Annotated in this window: 18 protein-coding genes; 9 read left to right on the top strand and 9 right to left on the bottom strand. The window is 65.2% G+C overall.

Going from position 1 to position 18791, the window contains the following annotated elements; genetic code table 11:
- The first annotated feature begins 98 nt into the window (after positions 1-98).
- Positions 99-1763 carry a thiamine pyrophosphate-binding protein gene (locus BRSPCE3_RS02070; RefSeq protein WP_244063918.1) on the top strand — a complete coding sequence of 555 codons (1665 nt, stop codon included), beginning with the start codon at positions 99-101 and terminating at the stop codon, positions 1761-1763.
- The gene (locus BRSPCE3_RS02065) at positions 1763-3034 is read left to right on the top strand and encodes an FAD-binding oxidoreductase (RefSeq protein WP_244063916.1); all 1272 of its coding nucleotides are present in this window, start codon (positions 1763-1765) and stop codon (positions 3032-3034) included. The genes BRSPCE3_RS02070 and BRSPCE3_RS02065 overlap by 1 nt, the downstream gene beginning before the upstream one ends.
- Positions 3035-3047: 13 nt before the next feature.
- Here BRSPCE3_RS02065 and BRSPCE3_RS02060 read toward each other — a convergent pair whose 3' ends face one another.
- The 3 genes from BRSPCE3_RS02060 to BRSPCE3_RS02050 form a co-directional block, all read right to left on the bottom strand.
- A complete protein-coding gene (locus BRSPCE3_RS02060) occupies positions 3048-3281 on the bottom strand; it encodes a hypothetical protein (RefSeq protein WP_244063914.1) in 234 nt (77 codons plus the stop codon).
- Between the two features lie 297 nt (positions 3282-3578).
- Positions 3579-3767 carry a hypothetical protein gene (locus BRSPCE3_RS02055; protein ID WP_244063912.1) on the bottom strand — a complete coding sequence of 63 codons (189 nt, stop codon included), beginning with the start codon at positions 3765-3767 and terminating at the stop codon, positions 3579-3581.
- A 259-nt stretch (positions 3768-4026) separates the two neighbouring features.
- On the bottom strand, positions 4027-5007 hold the full coding sequence (locus tag BRSPCE3_RS02050; protein ID WP_244063910.1) for an NADPH:quinone oxidoreductase family protein: 981 nt from the start codon (positions 5005-5007) through the stop codon (positions 4027-4029).
- Between the two features lie 374 nt (positions 5008-5381).
- Between BRSPCE3_RS02050 and BRSPCE3_RS02045 the strand changes: the two genes are divergently transcribed.
- The 7 genes from BRSPCE3_RS02045 (at position 5382) to BRSPCE3_RS02015 (ending at position 13907) form a co-directional block, all read left to right on the top strand.
- The gene (locus BRSPCE3_RS02045; protein ID WP_076860523.1) at positions 5382-6155 is read left to right on the top strand and encodes a motility protein A; all 774 of its coding nucleotides are present in this window, start codon (positions 5382-5384) and stop codon (positions 6153-6155) included.
- 42 nt (positions 6156-6197) lie between these two features.
- The gene (locus BRSPCE3_RS02040) at positions 6198-7028 is read left to right on the top strand and encodes a flagellar motor protein MotB (protein WP_244063908.1); all 831 of its coding nucleotides are present in this window, start codon (positions 6198-6200) and stop codon (positions 7026-7028) included.
- A 115-nt stretch (positions 7029-7143) separates the two neighbouring features.
- Positions 7144-9054: a potassium transporter Kup gene (locus BRSPCE3_RS02035; RefSeq protein ID WP_244063906.1), complete on the top strand. Its 1911-nt coding sequence runs from the start codon at positions 7144-7146 to the stop codon at positions 9052-9054.
- Between the two features lie 155 nt (positions 9055-9209).
- On the top strand, positions 9210-11135 hold the full coding sequence (locus tag BRSPCE3_RS02030) for a potassium transporter Kup (RefSeq protein ID WP_244063904.1): 1926 nt from the start codon (positions 9210-9212) through the stop codon (positions 11133-11135).
- A 148-nt stretch (positions 11136-11283) separates the two neighbouring features.
- On the top strand, positions 11284-11613 hold the full coding sequence (locus BRSPCE3_RS02025; RefSeq protein ID WP_016848419.1) for a rhodanese-like domain-containing protein: 330 nt from the start codon (positions 11284-11286) through the stop codon (positions 11611-11613).
- Between the two features lie 8 nt (positions 11614-11621).
- Positions 11622-12791, top strand: coding sequence for an aminotransferase (locus tag BRSPCE3_RS02020; RefSeq protein ID WP_244063903.1), 1170 nt, complete (start codon positions 11622-11624; stop codon positions 12789-12791).
- Positions 12792-12797: 6 nt separating this feature from the next.
- Positions 12798-13907 carry a polyamine ABC transporter substrate-binding protein gene (locus tag BRSPCE3_RS02015; RefSeq protein ID WP_244063901.1) on the top strand — a complete coding sequence of 370 codons (1110 nt, stop codon included), beginning with the start codon at positions 12798-12800 and terminating at the stop codon, positions 13905-13907.
- A 121-nt stretch (positions 13908-14028) separates the two neighbouring features.
- On the opposite strand, the gene BRSPCE3_RS02010 is transcribed toward BRSPCE3_RS02015, so the two are convergent.
- From BRSPCE3_RS02010 to BRSPCE3_RS01985, 6 genes are all read right to left on the bottom strand, one after another.
- Positions 14029-14964 (bottom strand): lipid A biosynthesis lauroyl acyltransferase, encoded by a 936-nt coding sequence (locus tag BRSPCE3_RS02010; protein WP_244063900.1) that lies wholly within the window; start codon positions 14962-14964, stop codon positions 14029-14031.
- A gap of 17 nt (positions 14965-14981) precedes the next feature.
- Positions 14982-16259 (bottom strand): beta-ketoacyl-ACP synthase, encoded by a 1278-nt coding sequence (locus BRSPCE3_RS02005; RefSeq protein WP_244063898.1) that lies wholly within the window; start codon positions 16257-16259, stop codon positions 14982-14984.
- A 27-nt stretch (positions 16260-16286) separates the two neighbouring features.
- Positions 16287-17471: a beta-ketoacyl-ACP synthase gene (locus BRSPCE3_RS02000; RefSeq protein WP_244063896.1), complete on the bottom strand. Its 1185-nt coding sequence runs from the start codon at positions 17469-17471 to the stop codon at positions 16287-16289.
- Positions 17464-17940 (bottom strand): 3-hydroxyacyl-ACP dehydratase FabZ family protein, encoded by a 477-nt coding sequence (locus BRSPCE3_RS01995; RefSeq protein WP_244063895.1) that lies wholly within the window; start codon positions 17938-17940, stop codon positions 17464-17466. Before BRSPCE3_RS01995 ends, BRSPCE3_RS02000 begins: the two co-directional genes overlap by 8 nt.
- Before the next feature lie 9 nt (positions 17941-17949).
- Positions 17950-18249 (bottom strand): acyl carrier protein, encoded by a 300-nt coding sequence (locus BRSPCE3_RS01990; RefSeq protein WP_021081038.1) that lies wholly within the window; start codon positions 18247-18249, stop codon positions 17950-17952.
- Between the two features lie 181 nt (positions 18250-18430).
- Positions 18431-18787 (bottom strand): hypothetical protein, encoded by a 357-nt coding sequence (locus BRSPCE3_RS01985; RefSeq protein WP_244064936.1) that lies wholly within the window; start codon positions 18785-18787, stop codon positions 18431-18433.
- Positions 18788-18791 lie beyond the last annotated feature (4 nt).

Raw genomic sequence — 18791 nt, 5'->3', positions numbered from 1 at the left:
CGGTTTCGGCCTTGCGCCGTATTCCCGTCTATCATACCCCCGTGGGACCAAATTCCGCGCGAGCCGCGAGCGCGCGCCAATGCCCGCAGGGAGCCCTCATGACCAAGTCGAACGCCCGCACTGGAGGCCAGATCCTGATCGACCAGCTGGTCGCGCAAGGGGTGGAGCGCGTCACCTGCGTGCCGGGCGAAAGTTATCTGGCGGCGCTCGACGCGCTGCATGACAGCCCGATCGACGTCGTGATCTGCCGCGCCGAGGGCGGAGCGGCGATGATGGCCGAGGCCTATGGCAAGCTCACCGGGCGGCCCGGCATCTGTTTCGTCACCCGCGGTCCCGGCTCGACCAACGCCGCGCACGGCGTGCACATCGCGATGCAGGATTCCACCCCGATGATCCTGTTCGTTGGCCAGGTCGATACCGGCATGCGCGAGCGCGAGGCGTTCCAGGAGCTCGACTACAAGGCGGTGTTCGGCACCATGGCGAAATGGGCGGTCGAGATCGATCGTCCGGACCGCATTCCCGAGCTGGTCGCGCGCGCCTTCCGCGTCGCGCTGCAAGGCCGCCCCGGGCCAGTGGTGATCTCGCTGCCGGAGAACATGCTGACCGAAACCGCCGCGGTCGCCGACGCGCCGAAAGTCGAGCCGGCGGCGAGCTGGCCGGCGCCGGCCGATCTCGAACGCCTCGGTGTCATGCTCGCCGGCGCCAAGGCGCCGCTCGTCGTGCTCGGCGGTTCGGCCTGGACTGCCGAGGCGGCGAAGGGCATCGCGCGCTTTGCCGAGCGTTTTGATCTCCCGGTCGCAACCTCGTTCCGCCGCGCCTCGCTGTTCGACGCCGACCACTCGCATTACGCCGGCGATCTCGGCATCGGCCCGAGCCCGAAGCTGAAGGACCGCTTCACCAACGCCGACGTGATCCTGTTGATCGGCGGCCGCATGTCGGAGATGCCGTCGTCGTCCTACACGCTGCTCGATATTCCCACACCGAGCCAGAAGCTCGTTCATGTGCATCCGGGCTCCGAAGAGCTCGGCCGGGTCTACCAGCCTGCGCTGGCGATCCAGGCGACGCCTGCCGCCTTCGCCGCCGCGGTCGAGACCATGAAGCCCGCAGCCGCGCCCGCCTGGAAGGGCGAGGCGGCCAAGGCGCACGCGGATTATCTCGCCTGGACCGACAAGCCGCGCGAGCTGCCGGGCCATTTCCAGTACGGCGAGGTCGTAACCTGGCTGCGCGATCGGCTGCCGAAGGATGCCATCGTCTGCAACGGCGCCGGCAATTACGCCGGCTGGATTCATCGCCACCACCGCTTCCATTCCTTCGCCGCGCAGCTCGCGCCGACCTCGGGCTCGATGGGCTACGGCGTGCCGGCGGCCGTGATGGCGAAGCGGCATCATCCGGATCGCGTCGTGGTGGCGTTTGCCGGCGACGGCTGCTTCCTGATGAACGGCCAGGAGTTCGCCACCGCCGTGCAGTATGACGCGCCGCTGATCGTCGTCGTCATCGACAACGCGCAATACGGCACCATCCGCATGCATCAGGAGCGCGACTATCCCGGCCGCGTCGTCGGCACCCAGCTCAAGAACCCGGACTTCGCGCTCTACGCCAAGGCGTTCGGCGGCCATGGCGAGCGGGTCGAGCGCACCGAAGACTTCGCGCCGGCGTTCGAGCGGGCACTGGCCTCCGGCAAGCCGGCGATCCTGCACTGCCTGGTCGATCAGCGCGCGCTGTCGGTCGGCAAGGATTTCGTGCCCGAGCAGGCGACGCGTTGATGGTGCAATCGGCGGGTCGTCATGTTGCGATCATCGGCGCCGGCGCGGTCGGCGTGATCTCGGCCATCGAGGCGCTGCGCGAGGGACATCGAGTCACGCTGATCGATCCGGGCGAGCCCGGCGGCACCCAGGCGGCGAGCTATGGCAATGCCGGCTGGCTGTCGTCGCATTCGGTGATCCCGCCGGCCGAGCCTGGCACCTGGAAGAAGGTGCCCGGCTATCTGATGGACCCGCTCGGGCCGCTCGCGATCCGCTGGTCGTATCTGCCGAAGGCGCTGCCGTGGCTGGTCAGGTATCTGCTGTCGAACTGGACCGAGCCGCAGGTCGAGGCCACCGCGCGCGCGATGCGCGATCTCCTGAAGGACGCGCCGCTGCTGCACCGGCAGCTCGCCGAGGAAGCCGGTGTACCCGAGCTGATCGAGCGGCGCGGGGTGATGCACGTGTTTCCCTCGCGCGATCCGTTCGATCGCGACCTCGGCTGGCGCATCCGCAAGCGCGTCGGCATCGAATGGCTGGAGCTCAATGAAGACGAGATGCGCCAGCGCGAGCCCGATCTGCATCCGCGCTACAAGTTCGGCGTTGTGGTCGAGGAGGCCGGCCGCTGCCGCGATCCCGGCGCCTATGTCGCGGCGCTCGCTGCGCATGCGATCGCGAGCGGCGCCGAGCGCGTCGCCGCCAAGGCGACCGGGCTCAGGCTTGCGGGCGACCGGCTGGTCGCCGTGGTCACCGAGACCGGCGAGATCGCCTGCGACGCCGCGGTGGTTGCCGCCGGCGCGCGCTCGAAGCAACTGACCGCATCGATCGGCGATCCGCTGCCGCTCGAGACCGAGCGCGGCTATCACGTCATGATCGAGAATCCGGAATCCGGACCGCGCAATTCGATGATGGCCTCCGACGCCAAGATGGTGGTCAACTGGACCGACAAGGGCCTGCGCGCGGCCGGCACGGTGGAGATCGCCGGCCTCGACGCCGCGCCGAACTGGCAGCGCGCCGAAATCCTGCGCGAGCATCTGCTCAGCATGTTCCCGAAACTGCCGAGGGATATTCCACCCTCACGCATCAAGACCTGGTTCGGCCATCGCCCGAGCATGCCCGACGGACGGCCCTGCATCGGCCATTCCAGCGCCACGCGCGACGTGGTCTATGCGTTTGGCCACGGCCATGTCGGCCTGGTCGGCTCGGCCCGTACTGGCCGGCTGGTCGCGCAATTGCTCAGCGGCAAGCCGCCCGAAATTCCGCTGCAGCCGTTCGCGCCGTCGCGCTTCATGTAAGAGCAAACGGACCTCAGCTCTCGCCGGCCCAGGCCGTGATCGCGGCAGGTGCGATGATGCGTCGGGGTATATGTGGATTGATCGTCCCGGCGCTGACATCCTGAGTTTGTTCGAGCAGCGTGCGCGCAAACGCCTTGGCGTCCTGCTCGGTCGTGAAGGTGCGTGTCTGGCGTGCGAAGCGATGGTGTCCGGCGTCGGGGCTTCGCACGGCGAACGAAACGTACCAGATGGCCTTGTCCGTCTTCATCGCGCGTCTCAGGCGACGATGGTTCGCCCGCGCGATCGGGACGTGGTGCTGGATGTTCGATATGCAAAAAGTGCCAAGGGAAGAATCCTGAAATACAACAGACGATGGCTAATTGGCTCCTCGATGGACAAGGGTATGCTACAGGATCGGCGCGCATACTGATACTAGCGGCATAATACCTCTCAACCGATGGGTGAGCGACAATGCGCCGCCGCGACGATGGTTCCTACGATCCGAGCTCGCGATTTTCCCGGTGACTTGAGTCATGTCTGGCCGGGGTGCGGCAGCGGCGCGGCTCTAGACGGCCTCGCCATCCTTGCCGGCCGCGGCAATGGCCTTTTCGACTTCCGCGGCAAGGGCCGCAAGATGCTCGGCGAGCCTGGTGAACAGCTCGCGCTTCTTGATGTCGGTGGCGAGGTCGCGGATCAGGGCGCACTCCGCAGCGTCGGTGCGAAGCTTCTCCAGATGCGTCAGCATGTCCTGCATTTTTCTACCCCACCGCCGTCTTCGGCAAACGGTAGGAGGCGAGAAACCGGGCGACAATAACGTGTGATAATTTGCGGCCGACACCGATGTTGTGGCCAGCAAGTGCGATTCATCCTCATCGTCGTTCTGGCGAAGGCCAGGACCCATTACCCCAAATGCGCGTTGTTGCGCGACGCTGGGGCCACGGTCCCGTTCACAACCAAATGCGGCGATTATGGGTCCTGGCCTTCGCCAGGACGACGTCAACAGTTTGCCTCTCTCACGACCCGATCCGCACCACCATCTTGCCGAGCGCGGCACGGGTCTGCATCGTGGTGAACGCCTCGCGAAAAGCCTCGAACGCAAACACCTTGCCGACCACCGGTGTCAGCCGGCCCTCGTTCAGCCACGCCGACAATTGGCTCATCACGCGCGCCTGCGCCTCGGGCTCGCGGCGCGCGATCTGGGCGGCATCAACGCCGACCAGGATGCCGCCCTTCAGGAGCGGCAGGTTGAACGGTAGCGCGGGGATCTGGCCTGCCGCAAAGCCGACCACGACATGGCGGCCGTTCCAGGCGATCGAGCGGAATGCCTGCAGCGAGACCTCGCCGCCGACCGGATCGAAGATCACGTCGGGACCATTGCCGCCGGTCGCCTCCTTCAGCGTGTCGCGCCAATCAGGCTTCGTGTAGTCGACCACGGCGTCGGCGCCGAAACTGGCGGCGAAGTTGCGCTTCTCCCCGGTCGATGCCGCGGCAATGACGCGCGCGCCGAGCAACTTGCCGACCTGGATCGCGGCGACGCCGGTGCCGCCGGCGGCGCCGAGCACCAGGAGCTGCTCGCCGGCCTTGAGCGAGCCGCGCTCGCCGAGCGCGTACAGCGCGGTGAGATAGTTGGTGCGGAACGCCGCGGCGGCCTCCATCGACAGTCCGTCAGGCATGATCTCGACGGCGGCCGGCGGCACAACGATCTGCTCGGCCAGCGCGCCCGAGCGCGCCGCGCCCATCACCCGCATGCCCGGCGCGATGCCGGTGACATCGCTTGCGACGGCGTCGACCACGCCCGCGAATTCCGCTCCCGGCGTAAAGGGCAGGGCGTCCTTGGTCTGGTAGCGGCCCTCGACTTTCAGCCCGTCGACGAAGCCGATGCTCACGGCGTGGACCCGGACGCGGATCAGTCCGGGGCCGGGTTCGGGTGAGGCGATCTCCTTCAGTTCGATCTGATCGATGGGCGCATATTGCTCGACGACGACCGCCTTCATGCTGTCCTGCTCATTGGTTCGTTTCCTCTGGAGCCCTTTCCGTTCCGATTGAATCGGAACGGGGCTCCAGATTCTTGTGTTGACGCGTTTTCTTCACGCGAACCGGTACCCACTTCGCTCGAAAACGCTTCTAGCGAACCTATCCCATGTCCGTTGTTCTACGGGGAGGGCTTTTGTGCATGCAGCGACCGCGCTGCATGCGGAAAGCCAGCATCTTCAACGACATCGCGAAAAGGCCGGCGTTTACCCGTTGTTATCCCTACCAAATTCGGTAACGCGTCCTTAATGGCGTTAACGTTAGGGTTTTCCACGCGGCCCGCCTGGGGCTGCGCGCCGTCCAGGACGGGCAGGTTGCGTACGCGTTGGAGTCTCCTATGGATATCATGACTGGCGCCGGGCTGTTGGCTGGCATCATCGTCATCGCGGTGATGATGTTCATGGGCGGCGACCTGCACATGTTCATCTCCGAACACGCCATGATCATCATCTTCGGCGGCTCGATTGCGGCTACGATGATCCGTTTTCCGCTCGGCGTGATGCTGCACGGGCTGCCGCTCGGCGCCAAATTCGCCTTCACCATGAGCCGGCTGTCGGCCCGCGATCTCGTCGACGAGCTCGCCCGCATCGCCGAGATCGCCCGCAAGCAGGGCCCGGTCGGGCTGGAGAAGGTCGAGACCGACGAGCCGTTCCTCGCCAAGGGCATCCGCTATGTCGCCGACGGCTACGACCTCGAATTCATCCGCGACAACATGGAGCGCGACCGCGACAATTTCCTGATGCATCTCGACGAGGGCAGCAAGATCTACCGCGCGATCGGCGACTGTGCACCGGCCTTCGGCATGATCGGCACGCTGATCGGCATGGTGCAGATGTTCGCCAACATGACCGATCCCTCCAAGCTCGGCCCGTTCATGGCGACCGCGCTGCTCGCGACCTTGTACGGCGCGCTGGTCGCCAACCTGTTCTGTCTGCCGATCGCCGACAAGCTGCACGGCAAGCTGCTCGACGAGGAAACCAACCGCACGCTGATCATCGACGGCATCCTGATGATCCGCGATTCCAAGAGCCCGGCGCTGGTGCGCGAAATGCTGCTGGCCTACCTGCCGGAGAAGCATCGCCACGAGGAAGGCGAGCCGGTTCCGGCCTGATCGGACGGCGGGTTCGGGAAACGCAGCCGGAAAAACGCGACAATGGCCAAGAAAAAGCGCGGCGACGCCCATACCGGAGGTCACGGCTGGTTCGTGACCTTCGCCGACCTGATGGGCCTGATGATGAGCTTCTTCGTGATGCTCGTCGCGTTCTCCACCATGGACAACAACAAGCTGAAGATCGTCGCCGGCTCGATGCGCGACGCCTTCGGCGTGCAGACCAATGTGCGCTATTCGGGGATCGTCGAGTCCGACGGCCTGCCGACCCGGCCGAAGCTCAAGAATGTCGAGCACATTTCGCCGGAGGACTCCTCGGCCAACCCGACGCCGGACGAAAAAGAGCGCAGCCAGGTCAACGGCGCGCGGCTGAAGATCGACCGCGAATTCGCGCTGGCCTCCGCCTCGCTGCGGCAGGCGCTGCAGGACATGCCGGAGCTGACCGAGATCTCCAAGAACATCATGTTCGAGGAGACCAAGGAGGGGCTCAATCTCGAGATCGTCGACCAGGATGGCCGCTCGATGTTCGCCGACGGCTCCCGGGAGCCGTATGAGCGCACCCGCCGGCTGATCCAGAAGCTCGCCGCGCCGCTCAAGGCGACGCCGCTGCGGGTCGCGATCGTGGGGCATACAGCCGCAGGCTTCGTGCCGGCGCGCAGCGATTATGACGCCTTCGACCTGTCCGCCGACCGCGCCAACGCGGTGCGGCAGATCCTGGAGCGGGAAGGGCTGCCGCCGTCGCATATTTTCGCGGTTTCCGGCAAGGCGGACGGCCAGCCGCTGTTTCCCGACGACCCGACGCTGCCGGCAAACCGTCGCGTGACCATCACGTTGATGCGGGAGAATCCGCCGCTGCCGCCCGATCTGAAGCCGTAGCCGCAAAAATACCATGCTACCGTCATGCTAGCCGTGCTGGTTGGTTGACAGGCGGAGCGGAAGCGTCGATAGCCGCGCGGATCAAAATCAACCGATCGGGCGTTCCAACCTCGCCATGGCTGTCAGCGTCTCATCCACCGAAGCTCAGGAAGGCCAAGGTACAGGTCAAGGTACCTCCAGCTTTTGGGCCCTGACGCTGGGCAGCATCGGGGTCGTGTTCGGCGATATCGGAACGTCGCCGCTCTACGCATTCCGCGAGGCGGTCGGCGGCGCCGCGCACGGCCAGCCGGTCACCCGCATCATGGTGCTCGGCGTGCTCAGCCTGATCCTGTGGGCGCTGTTCGTCGTCGTCACCGCCAAATACGTCCTGCTGCTGCTGCGCGCCGACAACAATGGTGAGGGCGGCACGCTGTCGCTGATGGCGCTCGGCCAGCGCGCGATCGGACGCCGCAGCTGGCCGCTGCTCGCGCTCGGCGTGGTCGGCGCCTCGATGTTCATCGGCGATTCCATGATCACGCCGGCGATCTCGGTGCTGTCGGCGGTCGAAGGTCTCAAGCTCGCGACGCCGCATCTCGAGCACTACGTGGTGCCGCTGACGATTCTGATCCTGGTCGTGCTGTTCGCGGTGCAGCGCAACGGCACCGCGCGCGTCGCCTCCGCCTTCGGGCCGGTGATGGTGGTGTGGTTCGCCTCGCTCGCGGTGATGGGGGTGGTCCACATCATGGACGATCCGTCGGTGCTGGCGGCGATCAATCCTTATTACGCGCTCCAGTTCATGCTGACCCACGGCACTGTCGGCCTGGTGACCCTGGGCGCGGTGTTCCTCGCGGTGACCGGCGGCGAGGCGCTCTACGCCGATCTCGGGCATTTCGGCCGCAAGCCGATCCAGTCCGGCTGGCTGTTCTTCGTGCTGCCGTCGCTGCTCCTGAACTATTTCGGGCAGGGCGCGCTGGTGCTGTCCGATCCTAGCGCGATCGAGAACTCGTTCTACCGCATGGTGCCCGAGGTGCTGCTGCTGCCGCTGGTCGGCCTCGCCACCGCGGCGACCGTGATCGCAAGCCAGGCGGTCATCACCGGCGCCTATTCGCTGATCAGCCAGGCGGTCCAGCTCGGCCTGTTGCCGCGCTTTGAGGTCCGCTACACCTCGGAGACCCATGCCGGCCAGATCTATCTGCCGCGGGTCAACCGGCTGCTGCTGGTCGGCGTGCTGCTGCTGGTGCTGCTGTTCCGCACCTCGAGCGGGCTCGCTTCGGCCTACGGCATCGCCGTCTCCACCACCATGGTCGCCGACGGCATCATGGGCTTCATCGTGATCTGGAAGCTGTGGAACTGGCGCGTGGCATCGGCAGCGGCACTGATCTTGCCGTTCGTGATCGTCGACATGACCTTCTTCAGTGCCAATCTCCTGAAGCTGTTCGAGGGTGCATGGGTGCCGCTGCTGTTTGGCGTCGTGATGGCGACGATGATCTGGACCTGGCGCCGTGGCGCCGCGATCCTGGTCGCCAAGACCCGCCGCATCGAGGTGCCGCTGCGCGACCTGATCCACAGTCTGGAGAAGCGGCCGCCGCATATCGTCAAGGGCACCGCGGTGTTCCTGACCAGCGACCCGAGCTTCGTGCCGACCGCGCTGCTGCACAATCTCAAGCACAACAAGGTGCTGCACGAGCACAATGTGATCCTGACCATCGAGACCGCACCGACGCCGCGCGTCGATCTGTCCGAGCGCGTCAACATGGAGAAGGTCAGCGACAAGTTCACCGCGGTGCGGCTGCGCTTCGGCTACATGGAATCGCCGAATGTGCCGAAGGCGCTGGCGGTCGCGCGCAAGCTCGGCTGGCAGTTCGACATCATGTCGACGTCGTTCTTCGTGTCGCGCCGGTCGCTGAAGCCGTCCGCCCAGTCCGGGATGCCGCAATGGCAGGACCATCTGTTCATCGCGATGAGCCGCTCCGCCAACGACGCCACCGACTATTTCCAGATCCCCACCGGGCGGGTGGTTGAAGTGGGTACCCAGGTAACTATCTGAGCGGGCAGCAGGATTCCAAAGTTGACCGGCCGTGATCCATGCGTGATATGCATGGCGGAGGCCTGAATCCGGGCTAACCTATGCATTCCTGCCGGGAGTATAGGCCTGCATCCCGGCGTTGTGCGGTGCGGCAGAAGACAGAGGCGCAGCTTCCCATGTCATCCGAGAGTGCGATCACCGCGGCGGAAGCGCCGGCGGCAAACGGCCATGGCGAGGCGCATTCCACCGCCACCTTCAAGGCGCTGATGCTCGGCAGCATCGGCGTGGTCTATGGCGATATCGGCACCAGCCCGCTGTATGCGCTGCGCGAAGCCGTGATCGCGGCTGCCGGCGGCGAGGGCGGTGTGACGACGCATGCGGTACTCGGCGTCGTTTCGCTGATCCTGTGGGCGTTGATCGTCGTCGTCACGCTGAAATACGTCGTGATCCTGCTGCGCGCCGACAACAATGGCGAGGGCGGGACGCTGGCGCTGATGGCGCTGGCGCAGCGCGTGGCCACCAAGGGCGGCGCCGCGATCGTGTTGCTCGGCATCATCAGCGGCGCGCTGTTCTACGGCGATGCCGTCATCACGCCGGCGCTCTCGGTGCTGTCGGCGATCGAAGGCATCAAGCTCGTCACCTCGACTTTCGATCCCTATGTCGTCCCGCTCACGGTGATCATCCTCGTCGTGCTATTCGCGGTGCAGTCGCGCGGCACCGCGCGTGTCGCGGCGTTCTTCGGGCCGGTGATGTGCGTCTGGTTCGCCGTGATCGCGATCGCGGCGCTGCCGCAGATCGTGCGGCATCCCGAGGTGCTGTACGCGCTCAATCCGTTCCTCGCGGTGTCGTTCATGCTGCATCACGGCGTGATCGGCTTCATCACCCTCGGTGCCGTGTTCCTCGCCGTGACCGGTGCCGAGGCGCTCTATGCCGATCTCGGCCATTTCGGCAAGCGTCCGATCCAGGCTGCCTGGATGTCCATCGTGCTGCCGTCGCTGGCGCTCAACTATCTGGGGCAGGGCGCGCTTCTGATCGGCGATCCCAAGGGCATTGAGAACCCGTTCTTCTTGATGTTCCCAGACTGGGCGCTGATCCCGATGGTTGCGCTTGCGACCATGGCGACCGTGATCGCGAGCCAGGCCGTCATCACCGGCGCCTATTCCCTGACCCGGCAGGCGATCCAGCTCGGCCTGATGCCGCGGTTCGAGATCCGCCACACCTCGGAAGCACATTCCGGGCAGATCTACATGCCGCGGATCAACCGCCTCCTGTTCATCGCGGTCATCGTGCTGGTGCTGATGTTCCGCTCGTCGAGCGCGCTGGCGTCGGCCTACGGCATCTCGGTGACCGGCACCATGGTGGTGACGGCGATGATGGGCTTCGTGGTGATCTGGAAGGTCTGGCGCTGGTCGCCGATCGCCGCCGCCGCGCTGGTCGCGCCATTCCTGTTCCTCGACATCATCTTCCTCGCCGCCAACCTGCTCAAGGTGTTCGAGGGCGGCTGGGTGCCGCTGGCGCTCGGCGGCGCCATGATCGTGGTGATGTACACCTGGCGGCGCGGCAGCCGGCTGCTGTTCGAGAAGTCGCGCAAGCTGGAATTTCCGCTCGCCGATCTCGTCGCGATGCTGGAGAAGCGGCCGCCGCAGCGCGTCTCCGGCACCGCGGTGTTCCTGACCAGCGACCCCGTCAGCGCGCCGACCGCGCTGATGCACAGCCTCAAGCACTACAAGGTGCTGCACGAGAAGAACGTCATCCTGACCATCGAGACCGCGCCGACGCCGCGCATCGATCCGTCCGAGCGGGTGCGGATGGAGCAGCTGAGCGAGACCTTCGCCAAGGTGACGCTGAAATTCGGCTTCATGGAACAGCCTAACGTGCCGAAGACGCTGGCGATCGCCCGCAAGCTCGGCTGGCAGTTCGACATCATGTCGACCTCATTCTTTCTGTCCCGCCGTGCGCTGAAGCCGGCGGCGCATTCGGGCATGCCGAGCTGGCAGGACCATCTGTTCATCGCATTGAGCCGCTCGTCGAACGACGCCACCGACTATTTCCAGATCCCGACCGGGCGGGTGGTCGAGGTCGGCACGCAGGTCACGATCTAGGGTCACGATCCAGGATCGCGATCCAGCATTTCTGCGCGGCATCTAACCCGTTTCGGGCGCTTGATTTTCTCTCCGCGAGAGGCGACTTTGCGGCCCGGACCTGCGAGCCGCACGACGCTCGCCAAGCTGATATCGGGAGGATGTTTCCGTGGCGGACCACAAGGTGGAAGATTTGTTTCCGGACGAGGTGTCGAAGGGCATAGCCGAAGGCCGCTATCTCCTGGTCGACGTCCGTGAACCCAATGAGGTCGCAGTCGAGGCCTATCCCGACGGCGTCGTGGTGCCGCTGTCGACCTTCGATCCCGCTGCGATTCCCGATCCACAGGGCAAGCAGGTGGTGTTTGCCTGCCGCTCCGGCAAGCGCTCGGTGACGGCCTCGCTGGCCGCCCAGGCGGCGGGCCTGCCCTACGACAAGCATCTGGCAGGCGGCATCATCGGCTGGAAGGCGGCTGGACTGCCGACCAAGACCGGCGGCTGATCCCTGACATGACCTCCATGAACAAGGTCTTCGCGGACCTTCCCGTCACCATTTTCGAGGCGATGTCGCAGGCTGCGCGCGACAATGCCGCCATCAATCTCGGACAGGGCTTTCCCGACGATCCCGGACCGGAGGATATCCGCCGCGCCGCCGCGGACGCCTCCATCAACGGCTACAACCAGTATCCGTCGATGATGGGCATTCCCGAGCTTCGTCAGGCGATCGCATCGCATTACGGCCACTGGCACGGCCTCAAGCTCGATCCGATGACCGAGGTGATGGTCACCTCCGGCGGCACCGAGGCGCTGACCTCCTCGATCCTGTCTGTGGTCGAGCCCGGCGATGAGGTGGTGTGCTTCCAGCCGGTCTACGATTCCTACCTGCCGATCATTCGCCAGGCCGGCGGCATCCCGCGGCTGTTGCGGCTCGAGCCGCCGGAGTGGCGGCTGAACGAGGAGATGCTGCGCAGCGTCTTCAATCACAAGACCAAGGCGGTGCTGTTCAACAATCCGCTCAACCCTGCCGCCGTGGTTTATCCGCGCGAGGACCTCGAACTGCTGGCGCGGTACTGCCAGGAGTTCGACGTGGTCGCGATCTGCGACGAGGTCTGGGAGCACGTCACGTTCGACGGCCGCGAGCACATCCCGCTGATCACGATCCCGGGCATGCGCGATCGCACCATCAAGGTCGGCAGCGCCGGCAAGATCTTCTCGCTGACCGGATGGAAGATCGGTTTCGTCTGCGCTGCGCCGCCGCTGCTGCGCGTGGCGGCGAAGGTGCACCAGTTCCTCACCTTCACGACCGCGCCGAACCTGCAAGCCGCCGTCGCCTACGGCCTCGGCAAGCCGGACGATTATTTCTTCGACATGCGCAAGGACATGGCGCGCAGCCGCGACCGCCTCACCAAGGGGCTCGAGAGCATCGGCTTTCCGGTGCTGAAGTCGCAGGGCACCTACTTCCTCACCGTCGACCTGTCGCCGCTCGGCCTCAACGAGACCGATGCGGAGTTCTGCTGGAGAATTGTGCAGGATTACAAGGTTGCGGCTATTCCGGTGTCGGCCTTCTACGAGCAGGATGCGGTGACGTCGGTCGTGCGTTTTTGTTTCGCCAAGAAGGACTCGACGCTCGACACCGCGCTGGAGCGATTGTCGGACGCCGTCCACCGCCGCAAGAGGTAGACCAGAATGCGAGGGCAGAACCGTCGTCTCGTCAACTTCGTCGGCGCGATCGCGACGGTCCTGCTGCTCTCGGCCTCCGCCGGCGCCGAGGAACGAACGGTCAACTTCTACAACTGGTCGAACTACATGGCGCCGGATGTCCTCGAGGACTTCACCAAGGAAACCGGCATCAAGGTGGTCTACGACACGTTCGACGCCAATGAGACGCTGGAGACGCGGCTGCTCGCCGGCAAGTCCGGCTACGACGTCGTGGTGCCGACCGGCTATTTCCTGCAGCGCCAGATCACCGCAAAGGTGTTCCTGAAGCTCGACAAGTCGAAGCTGCCGAACCTCGCCAATGCTTGGCCCGTCGTGACGGGGCAGCTCGCGACCTACGATCCCGGCAATAATTACGGCGCCAACTACATGTGGGGCACCACCGGTATCGGCTACAACGTCAAGATGGCGGAGAAGATTCTCGGGCCCGACGCGAAGATCGACAGCTGGGACATGGTGTTCAAGCCGGAGAACCTCGCCAAATTCAAGGATTGCGGCATCCACATGCTGGATTCCGCCGATGACATCCTGCCGGCGGCGCTGAGCTATCTCGGCCTCGATCCGAATTCGACCAAGCAGGCCGACCTCGAGAAGGCCGCCGATCTCGTCACCAAGATCCGGCCCTATGTGCGCAAATTCCATTCGTCCGAATATCTCAGCGCGCTGGCCTCGGGCGAGATCTGCTTCGTGGTCGGATGGTCTGGCGACATCATGCAGGCGCGCAGCCGGGCGGCGGAAGCCAACACCGGCGTCGAGATCGGCTACACGATCCCGAAGGAGGGCGCGCAGATGTTCTTCGACAATCTCGCGATCCCTGCGGACGCCAAGAATGTCGCCGAGGCCTATGAGCTGATCAACTATCTCTACCGTCCCGAGGTCGCGGCGAAGAATTCGAACTTCCTGTCCTACGCCAACGGCAATCTGGCGAGCCAGAAGCTGATCGATCCGAAGATCTTCAACGACAAGAACATCTATCCGGACGAGGCGATGCAGAAGAAGCTGTTCGTGATCACGGCGCGCGATCCGGCGACGCAGCGGATCATCAACCGGCTGTGGACGAGGGTGAAGACCGGGAAGTGATGTCTCGTTGCAAATGCCGTCATTGCGAGGAGCGTCAGCGACGAAGCAATCCATGGCTCCGCAACTGGCGAGATGGATTGCTTCGCTTCGCTCGCAATGACGAGGTGAGGCTGCTGCCAGCCTACCGCCAGCGCCGGTGCAGCCAGAGCCATTGATCCGGATACTCGCGGACCCAGCCTTCGACGATGTCGGTGATCGCCTGCGTCGTGCCCTGGACGTCGATCTCGCCGGATGCGTCGAACACCGGCTGCACTTCCTCGGTGACCTCGCCGCGGAAGCGGCCGTCGGGCAGGCGGATGATCCGGGTGCCGTGGATCGGGCAATCGATCTGCCGGCGCAGGCGTGCCAGCAGCGGGTTCGCGGTGGTCTTGCGGCCGAAGAAGGTGACGGGAACGCCGTTGGTCAAATACTGGTCGACCAGCATCGCGACGTGCTGGCCGTTCTTCAGCGCCTGTGCCAGCTTGAGCGGTGCGTCGCGGCCGGCCGGCACCAGCGTGCCCAGATTGACGGCGCGGATGCGTTCGATGGCGCGGTCGGCGGCTTCGATGTTCGGCCGCCGGAACAGGATCGTCGCATTGAGCCCGTGTGCCGCCGCGGCAATCGGAGAGAGCTCCCAGTTGCCGAGATGTGCGGCAAAGAACAAGGCCGGCTTGCCGTCGTCACGCAACTGGTCGAACAGCTGCTTGCTGCGCGCCGAGAATTCGACGCGACCCGGCCTGTCGGGATTCTGGGGATCGTGGTCCCAGATGCGGTCGATGTGCGCGAATTCAGCGCCGATGCGTCCGAGGTTGTGCCAGACGCCGGTCAGGATCTCTTCGATCTCCTGCGGCGACTTTTCCGGGAAAGCTGCGGTGAGGTTCTCGCGGCCGATGCGGTCCTCACGCAGCCGGCGGCCGATGAAATGGGCGGCGCGGCCGAAGAACCGTGCGGTCTTCTCCGGATCGAAGTAGCGCGTGGTGCGCAGCAGGCCGATCGTCAGCCCGCCGATCGCGGCATCGGTCACGGGCTTTGCGGCATCACGCAGATGCGCGCGGGCGCGAAGGAGCAGGCGTTTCATCTGATGAGGCGAGGGCGCTAGGCCGGCTCGCGCGTCAGGATCAGCGAAGCGTTCTGCCCGCCGAACCCGAACGAGTTCGACATCACGGCGGTCACCTTGGCGTCGCGCGCCTTGTTGCCGACCACGTCGAACGGGATCGCGGGATCGGGCACCTCGTAATTGATCGTCGGCGGAATCCGCTGATGCTCGAGCGTGAGCAGCGAGAAGATCGCCTCGACCGCGCCGGCCGCCGAGATGGTGTGACCGACCATCGATTTGTTCGATGACACCGGAATGTTCTTGGTGTGCTCGCCGAACACCGCCGCGGTCGCAAGATATTCCATCTTGTCGTTTTCCGGCGTCGAGGTGCCGTGTGCGTTGATGTGATCGATCTGCTCGGGCTCCATGCCCGCGTCAGCAAGCGTCTTGCGCACGCAGCCGATCGCCGGCTTGCCGTCGGGGGCGGAGCGGGTGCGATGGAAGGAGTCGGTCAGCTCGCCGCAGCCGGCGACGACGCCCAGGATGCGTGCGCCGCGTGCGATCGCGGCGTCGTAGCTCTCCAGCACCAGCGCGCCGGCGCCCTCGGCCATCACGAAACCGTCGCGGTTCTTCGAGAACGGCTTCGAGGCGCCCTGGGGCGGATCGTTCTGGGTGGAGAGTGCCGACAGCAGCGAGAAGCGCACCAGGGCTTCGGGATTCACCGAGCCGTCGGTTGCGATGCACAGTGTGGCATCGGTTTCGCCGCGGCGGATCGCCTCGACGCCGAGCTGGATCGCGGTCGCACCGGACGCACAAGCCGTTGAAAGCGAAATCGGCGACCCCTTGGTGCCGAAGGTCTCGGCGAGACTGAGCGCGACCGAACCGAAGGTGAAGCGCCGGTGGAAGTGCGCGAACTTGCCGCCGCTGCACGTCGCCAGATAATCGATGATGCCGAAATCCTTGGTCGGAACCTCGCGCGCGACCTCGAGCCGCTGCGGCCACTCGGTCTCGATCGGCGCGACCGCGAGAAACAGCGGGCCCGGGAAGTCGCCCTTGCTGCCGATGCCGGACTGCTCCAGCGCCTCTTCGGTCGCGATCTCCGCCAGACGCTGCGAGAGGCTGGTCGAGGAGAACGGGTCGACGGTGACGAAATCGACGGCGCCGGCCATCGTCGTCTTCAGACTGTCGAGCGGGAAGCGCGTCACGGTCTTGATGCCGGACTCGCCTGCGGTGAGGCGCTTCCAATTGTCGGCCTTGCCGCCGCCGAGCGACGTCACGATTCCCATGCCGGTCACGACGACGATCGGTCGGCCGAATTTATCGCGTGGTGCTGTCATGGTGTCCCCGTCGGTGCTTGCGCCGAATTACTTGACGGCCTCGACCAGTGCCATGCCTTCGCCCTGCCAGTGGCCGACCCCCAACACGACAATCTGGGTTGGCGCTTCGGTCTTTTCAACCTCCAGCCCGGTCGGGTCGTTGGCCGGATAGAGTGCGCCGCGGGAAATCGACAGCGCGGCCAGCGCCAGCCCGAGCGGGAACTGGGCCTCCATGGTGTGCCCAAAGGTCGTACCGGTGGCGCGCACGGCAAGGCCGGGATGCTGACCGAGGAATTCGCGCTCCTCGGCCGTTGCAGGCTCGGCGCCGGTCGCACCCGTGATCAGCATGGCGCTGTCGTTGCTGACACCGAGCTGAGGCCACATCGACTGCAGCGACTTCGTCACGGCGCCGGGCGCTTTGCGCTTGGCGAGATCGGCGACCACCTTGGTCAGCCTGGCGTACGGCTTGGCACCGCGTGCCTCGGCGTGCTCGCGCGATTCCATCACCAGGAAGGCGCCGGCGGAGCCGATGGCGAAGCCCGGATTGTTGCGGCGGGCCCAGACCGACGCGTATTGATCCTTGAGGGCGAAGTCGCCGAACGAATAGAGCATCAGCAAATCGCCGCGATCGCCATTATGGGCGGCGCCGACCAGCGCGATGTCGCTCTGTCCGGCCCCGATGCGCGCGACCGCGATCCGTGCAGCGTCGATGCTCGAGGCTTCCTCGCCCATGAAGGTGCGCGAGGTCCCGCACACGCCGTGAACGATCGCGATATTGCCGGCGAGCAGGTTGGAGAGCTGCGCCAGGAACAGCGTCGGGCGCAGCTCGTTCATCAGCTTTTCGTTGAGGACGGCGGGCGGCAGCTTGCCCTGCGCGTCGGCATTCATGATCGCGAGGTCGACATTGAGGTCACGCTCGCCGCCACCGGCTGCGATGATCATGTCCATCCGCGACAGGATTTCCTGATTGCCTTTGACGCCGGCGGAATCGAGCGCCAGCCCGGCGGCGTAGGTGCCGATCCGCTGCCAGGTCTCCATCTGACGCTGATCGCCCTTCTTGGGGATCTGGGCATCGAAGCTGACGGGGGCGATCGGATGGATCACGTAGGGCGCGAGACGCTTGTCGTCGGCATTGACGCGCCTTTCGCCGAGCGCCTCCCAATGCGCGTCCAGCCCCTCGCCGAGCGAGGTGAGCAGGCCGACGCCGGTGATCCAGACTTCCTTCTCAGCCATTACTCATTGCCTGCTGCGGAAACCCGATCTTGGCGGCCATCGCATCCATGTGCACACGCAAGTCCGGGCTGGGGAAGGGGATATGACGGAAGGTCAGCTCGGCATTGCACTTGAGCTCCTTGCCGACGCGGACCTTTGCCGAAGTCACGGTGAAGCCTGAACCTTCGTGTTCGATCTTGGCGTCGATCGTCAGCGTCGAACCGGGGCTGACGAAACCGCGCATCTTGGCTTCCTTGACCATGGCGAGGAACGGCATGCGCTCGAACTTGGTCAGACCGAGGATCAGCCAGCCCGAGCTCTGGGCCATGGCTTCGGTGAGCAGCACGCCGGGCATGATCGGGTAGCCCGGGAAGTGCCCGGCGAACACCGAATGGCTGTCCGGCGGGACATCCGCCTCGACGACAATGGTCCTGGCGTCGAGGTTGAGGTCGACGATCCGATCGATCAGCTGAAAAGTTTCAAGCTGCATGACTGGCGATTACGAGGCCGAGCCCGTGCCCGCGTTCTTGGCCGCAACCAGCTCGTCGATGCGGTCGGCGAGATTCTGCAACACGAAGTACTGCTCCGTCGTGGCCTTGCCGTCGTTGACCTCCTGGGTCCACTTCTCGAGCGGCATCTTGATCCCGAACGCCTTGTCGATGGCAAAGGCGATGTCGAGGAAGTCGAGGCTGTCGATCCCCAGATCGTCGATCGCATGGCTCTCCGGCTTGATCGTATCGCGCGGGATGTCGCAGGTCTCCGCGATAATGTTGGCGATCTGCTCGAATGTGGAGGACATCATTAAGCCTTTGATATATTGAAGGTAATTCCGGGTCTGCTCGGAGGAGGCGGGCGCGTCGCCCCGGAATGCCCTGTTGCTGCTGCCGGAGTCGTGTGCCCGTATATCGGAGCAGGGCCGTTAGTTCAATGGAGCTTGGCCGGGCTGGCAAGGACGGTTTTTGGGCAGGGTTCCGACCGGTCTAGGTACGCGGCATCACCGTAATCTTCGCGCAATCTCGGCGGCCCATCAGCACGCAGTCCTGGGTCTTGCGCAGATCGGCGATGCTCATGGCGAGCCAGATGCCGATCGCAGTGAGCGCCACGGTAAAAGCGAAGGCGGCGATGTTGGCGAGCATGCGCTGGCGGAAATCGTCCGGCTCCTCGCGCGGCTTCTCATACCGGGAGAGATCGTTGGCGACGGAAACAGGAGCGACGGAAGCCGGGCGGCTCGATCGGGGCGACTCCTCGCGCTTGCCGGGCGGCTGCGCCGAGGTGCGCGGCCGGAATTTCAGCACGACGTGCTCGTCATCCGAGGAAATTGGCCGCTGCGTCTTCACTGTT

Source organism: Bradyrhizobium sp. Ce-3 (genome assembly GCF_022835695.1).
Taxonomy (GTDB): domain Bacteria; phylum Pseudomonadota; class Alphaproteobacteria; order Rhizobiales; family Xanthobacteraceae; genus Bradyrhizobium.
The sequence above is the reverse complement of the archived record's forward strand: the minus strand, read 5'-3'. Positions and strand labels throughout refer to the sequence as shown.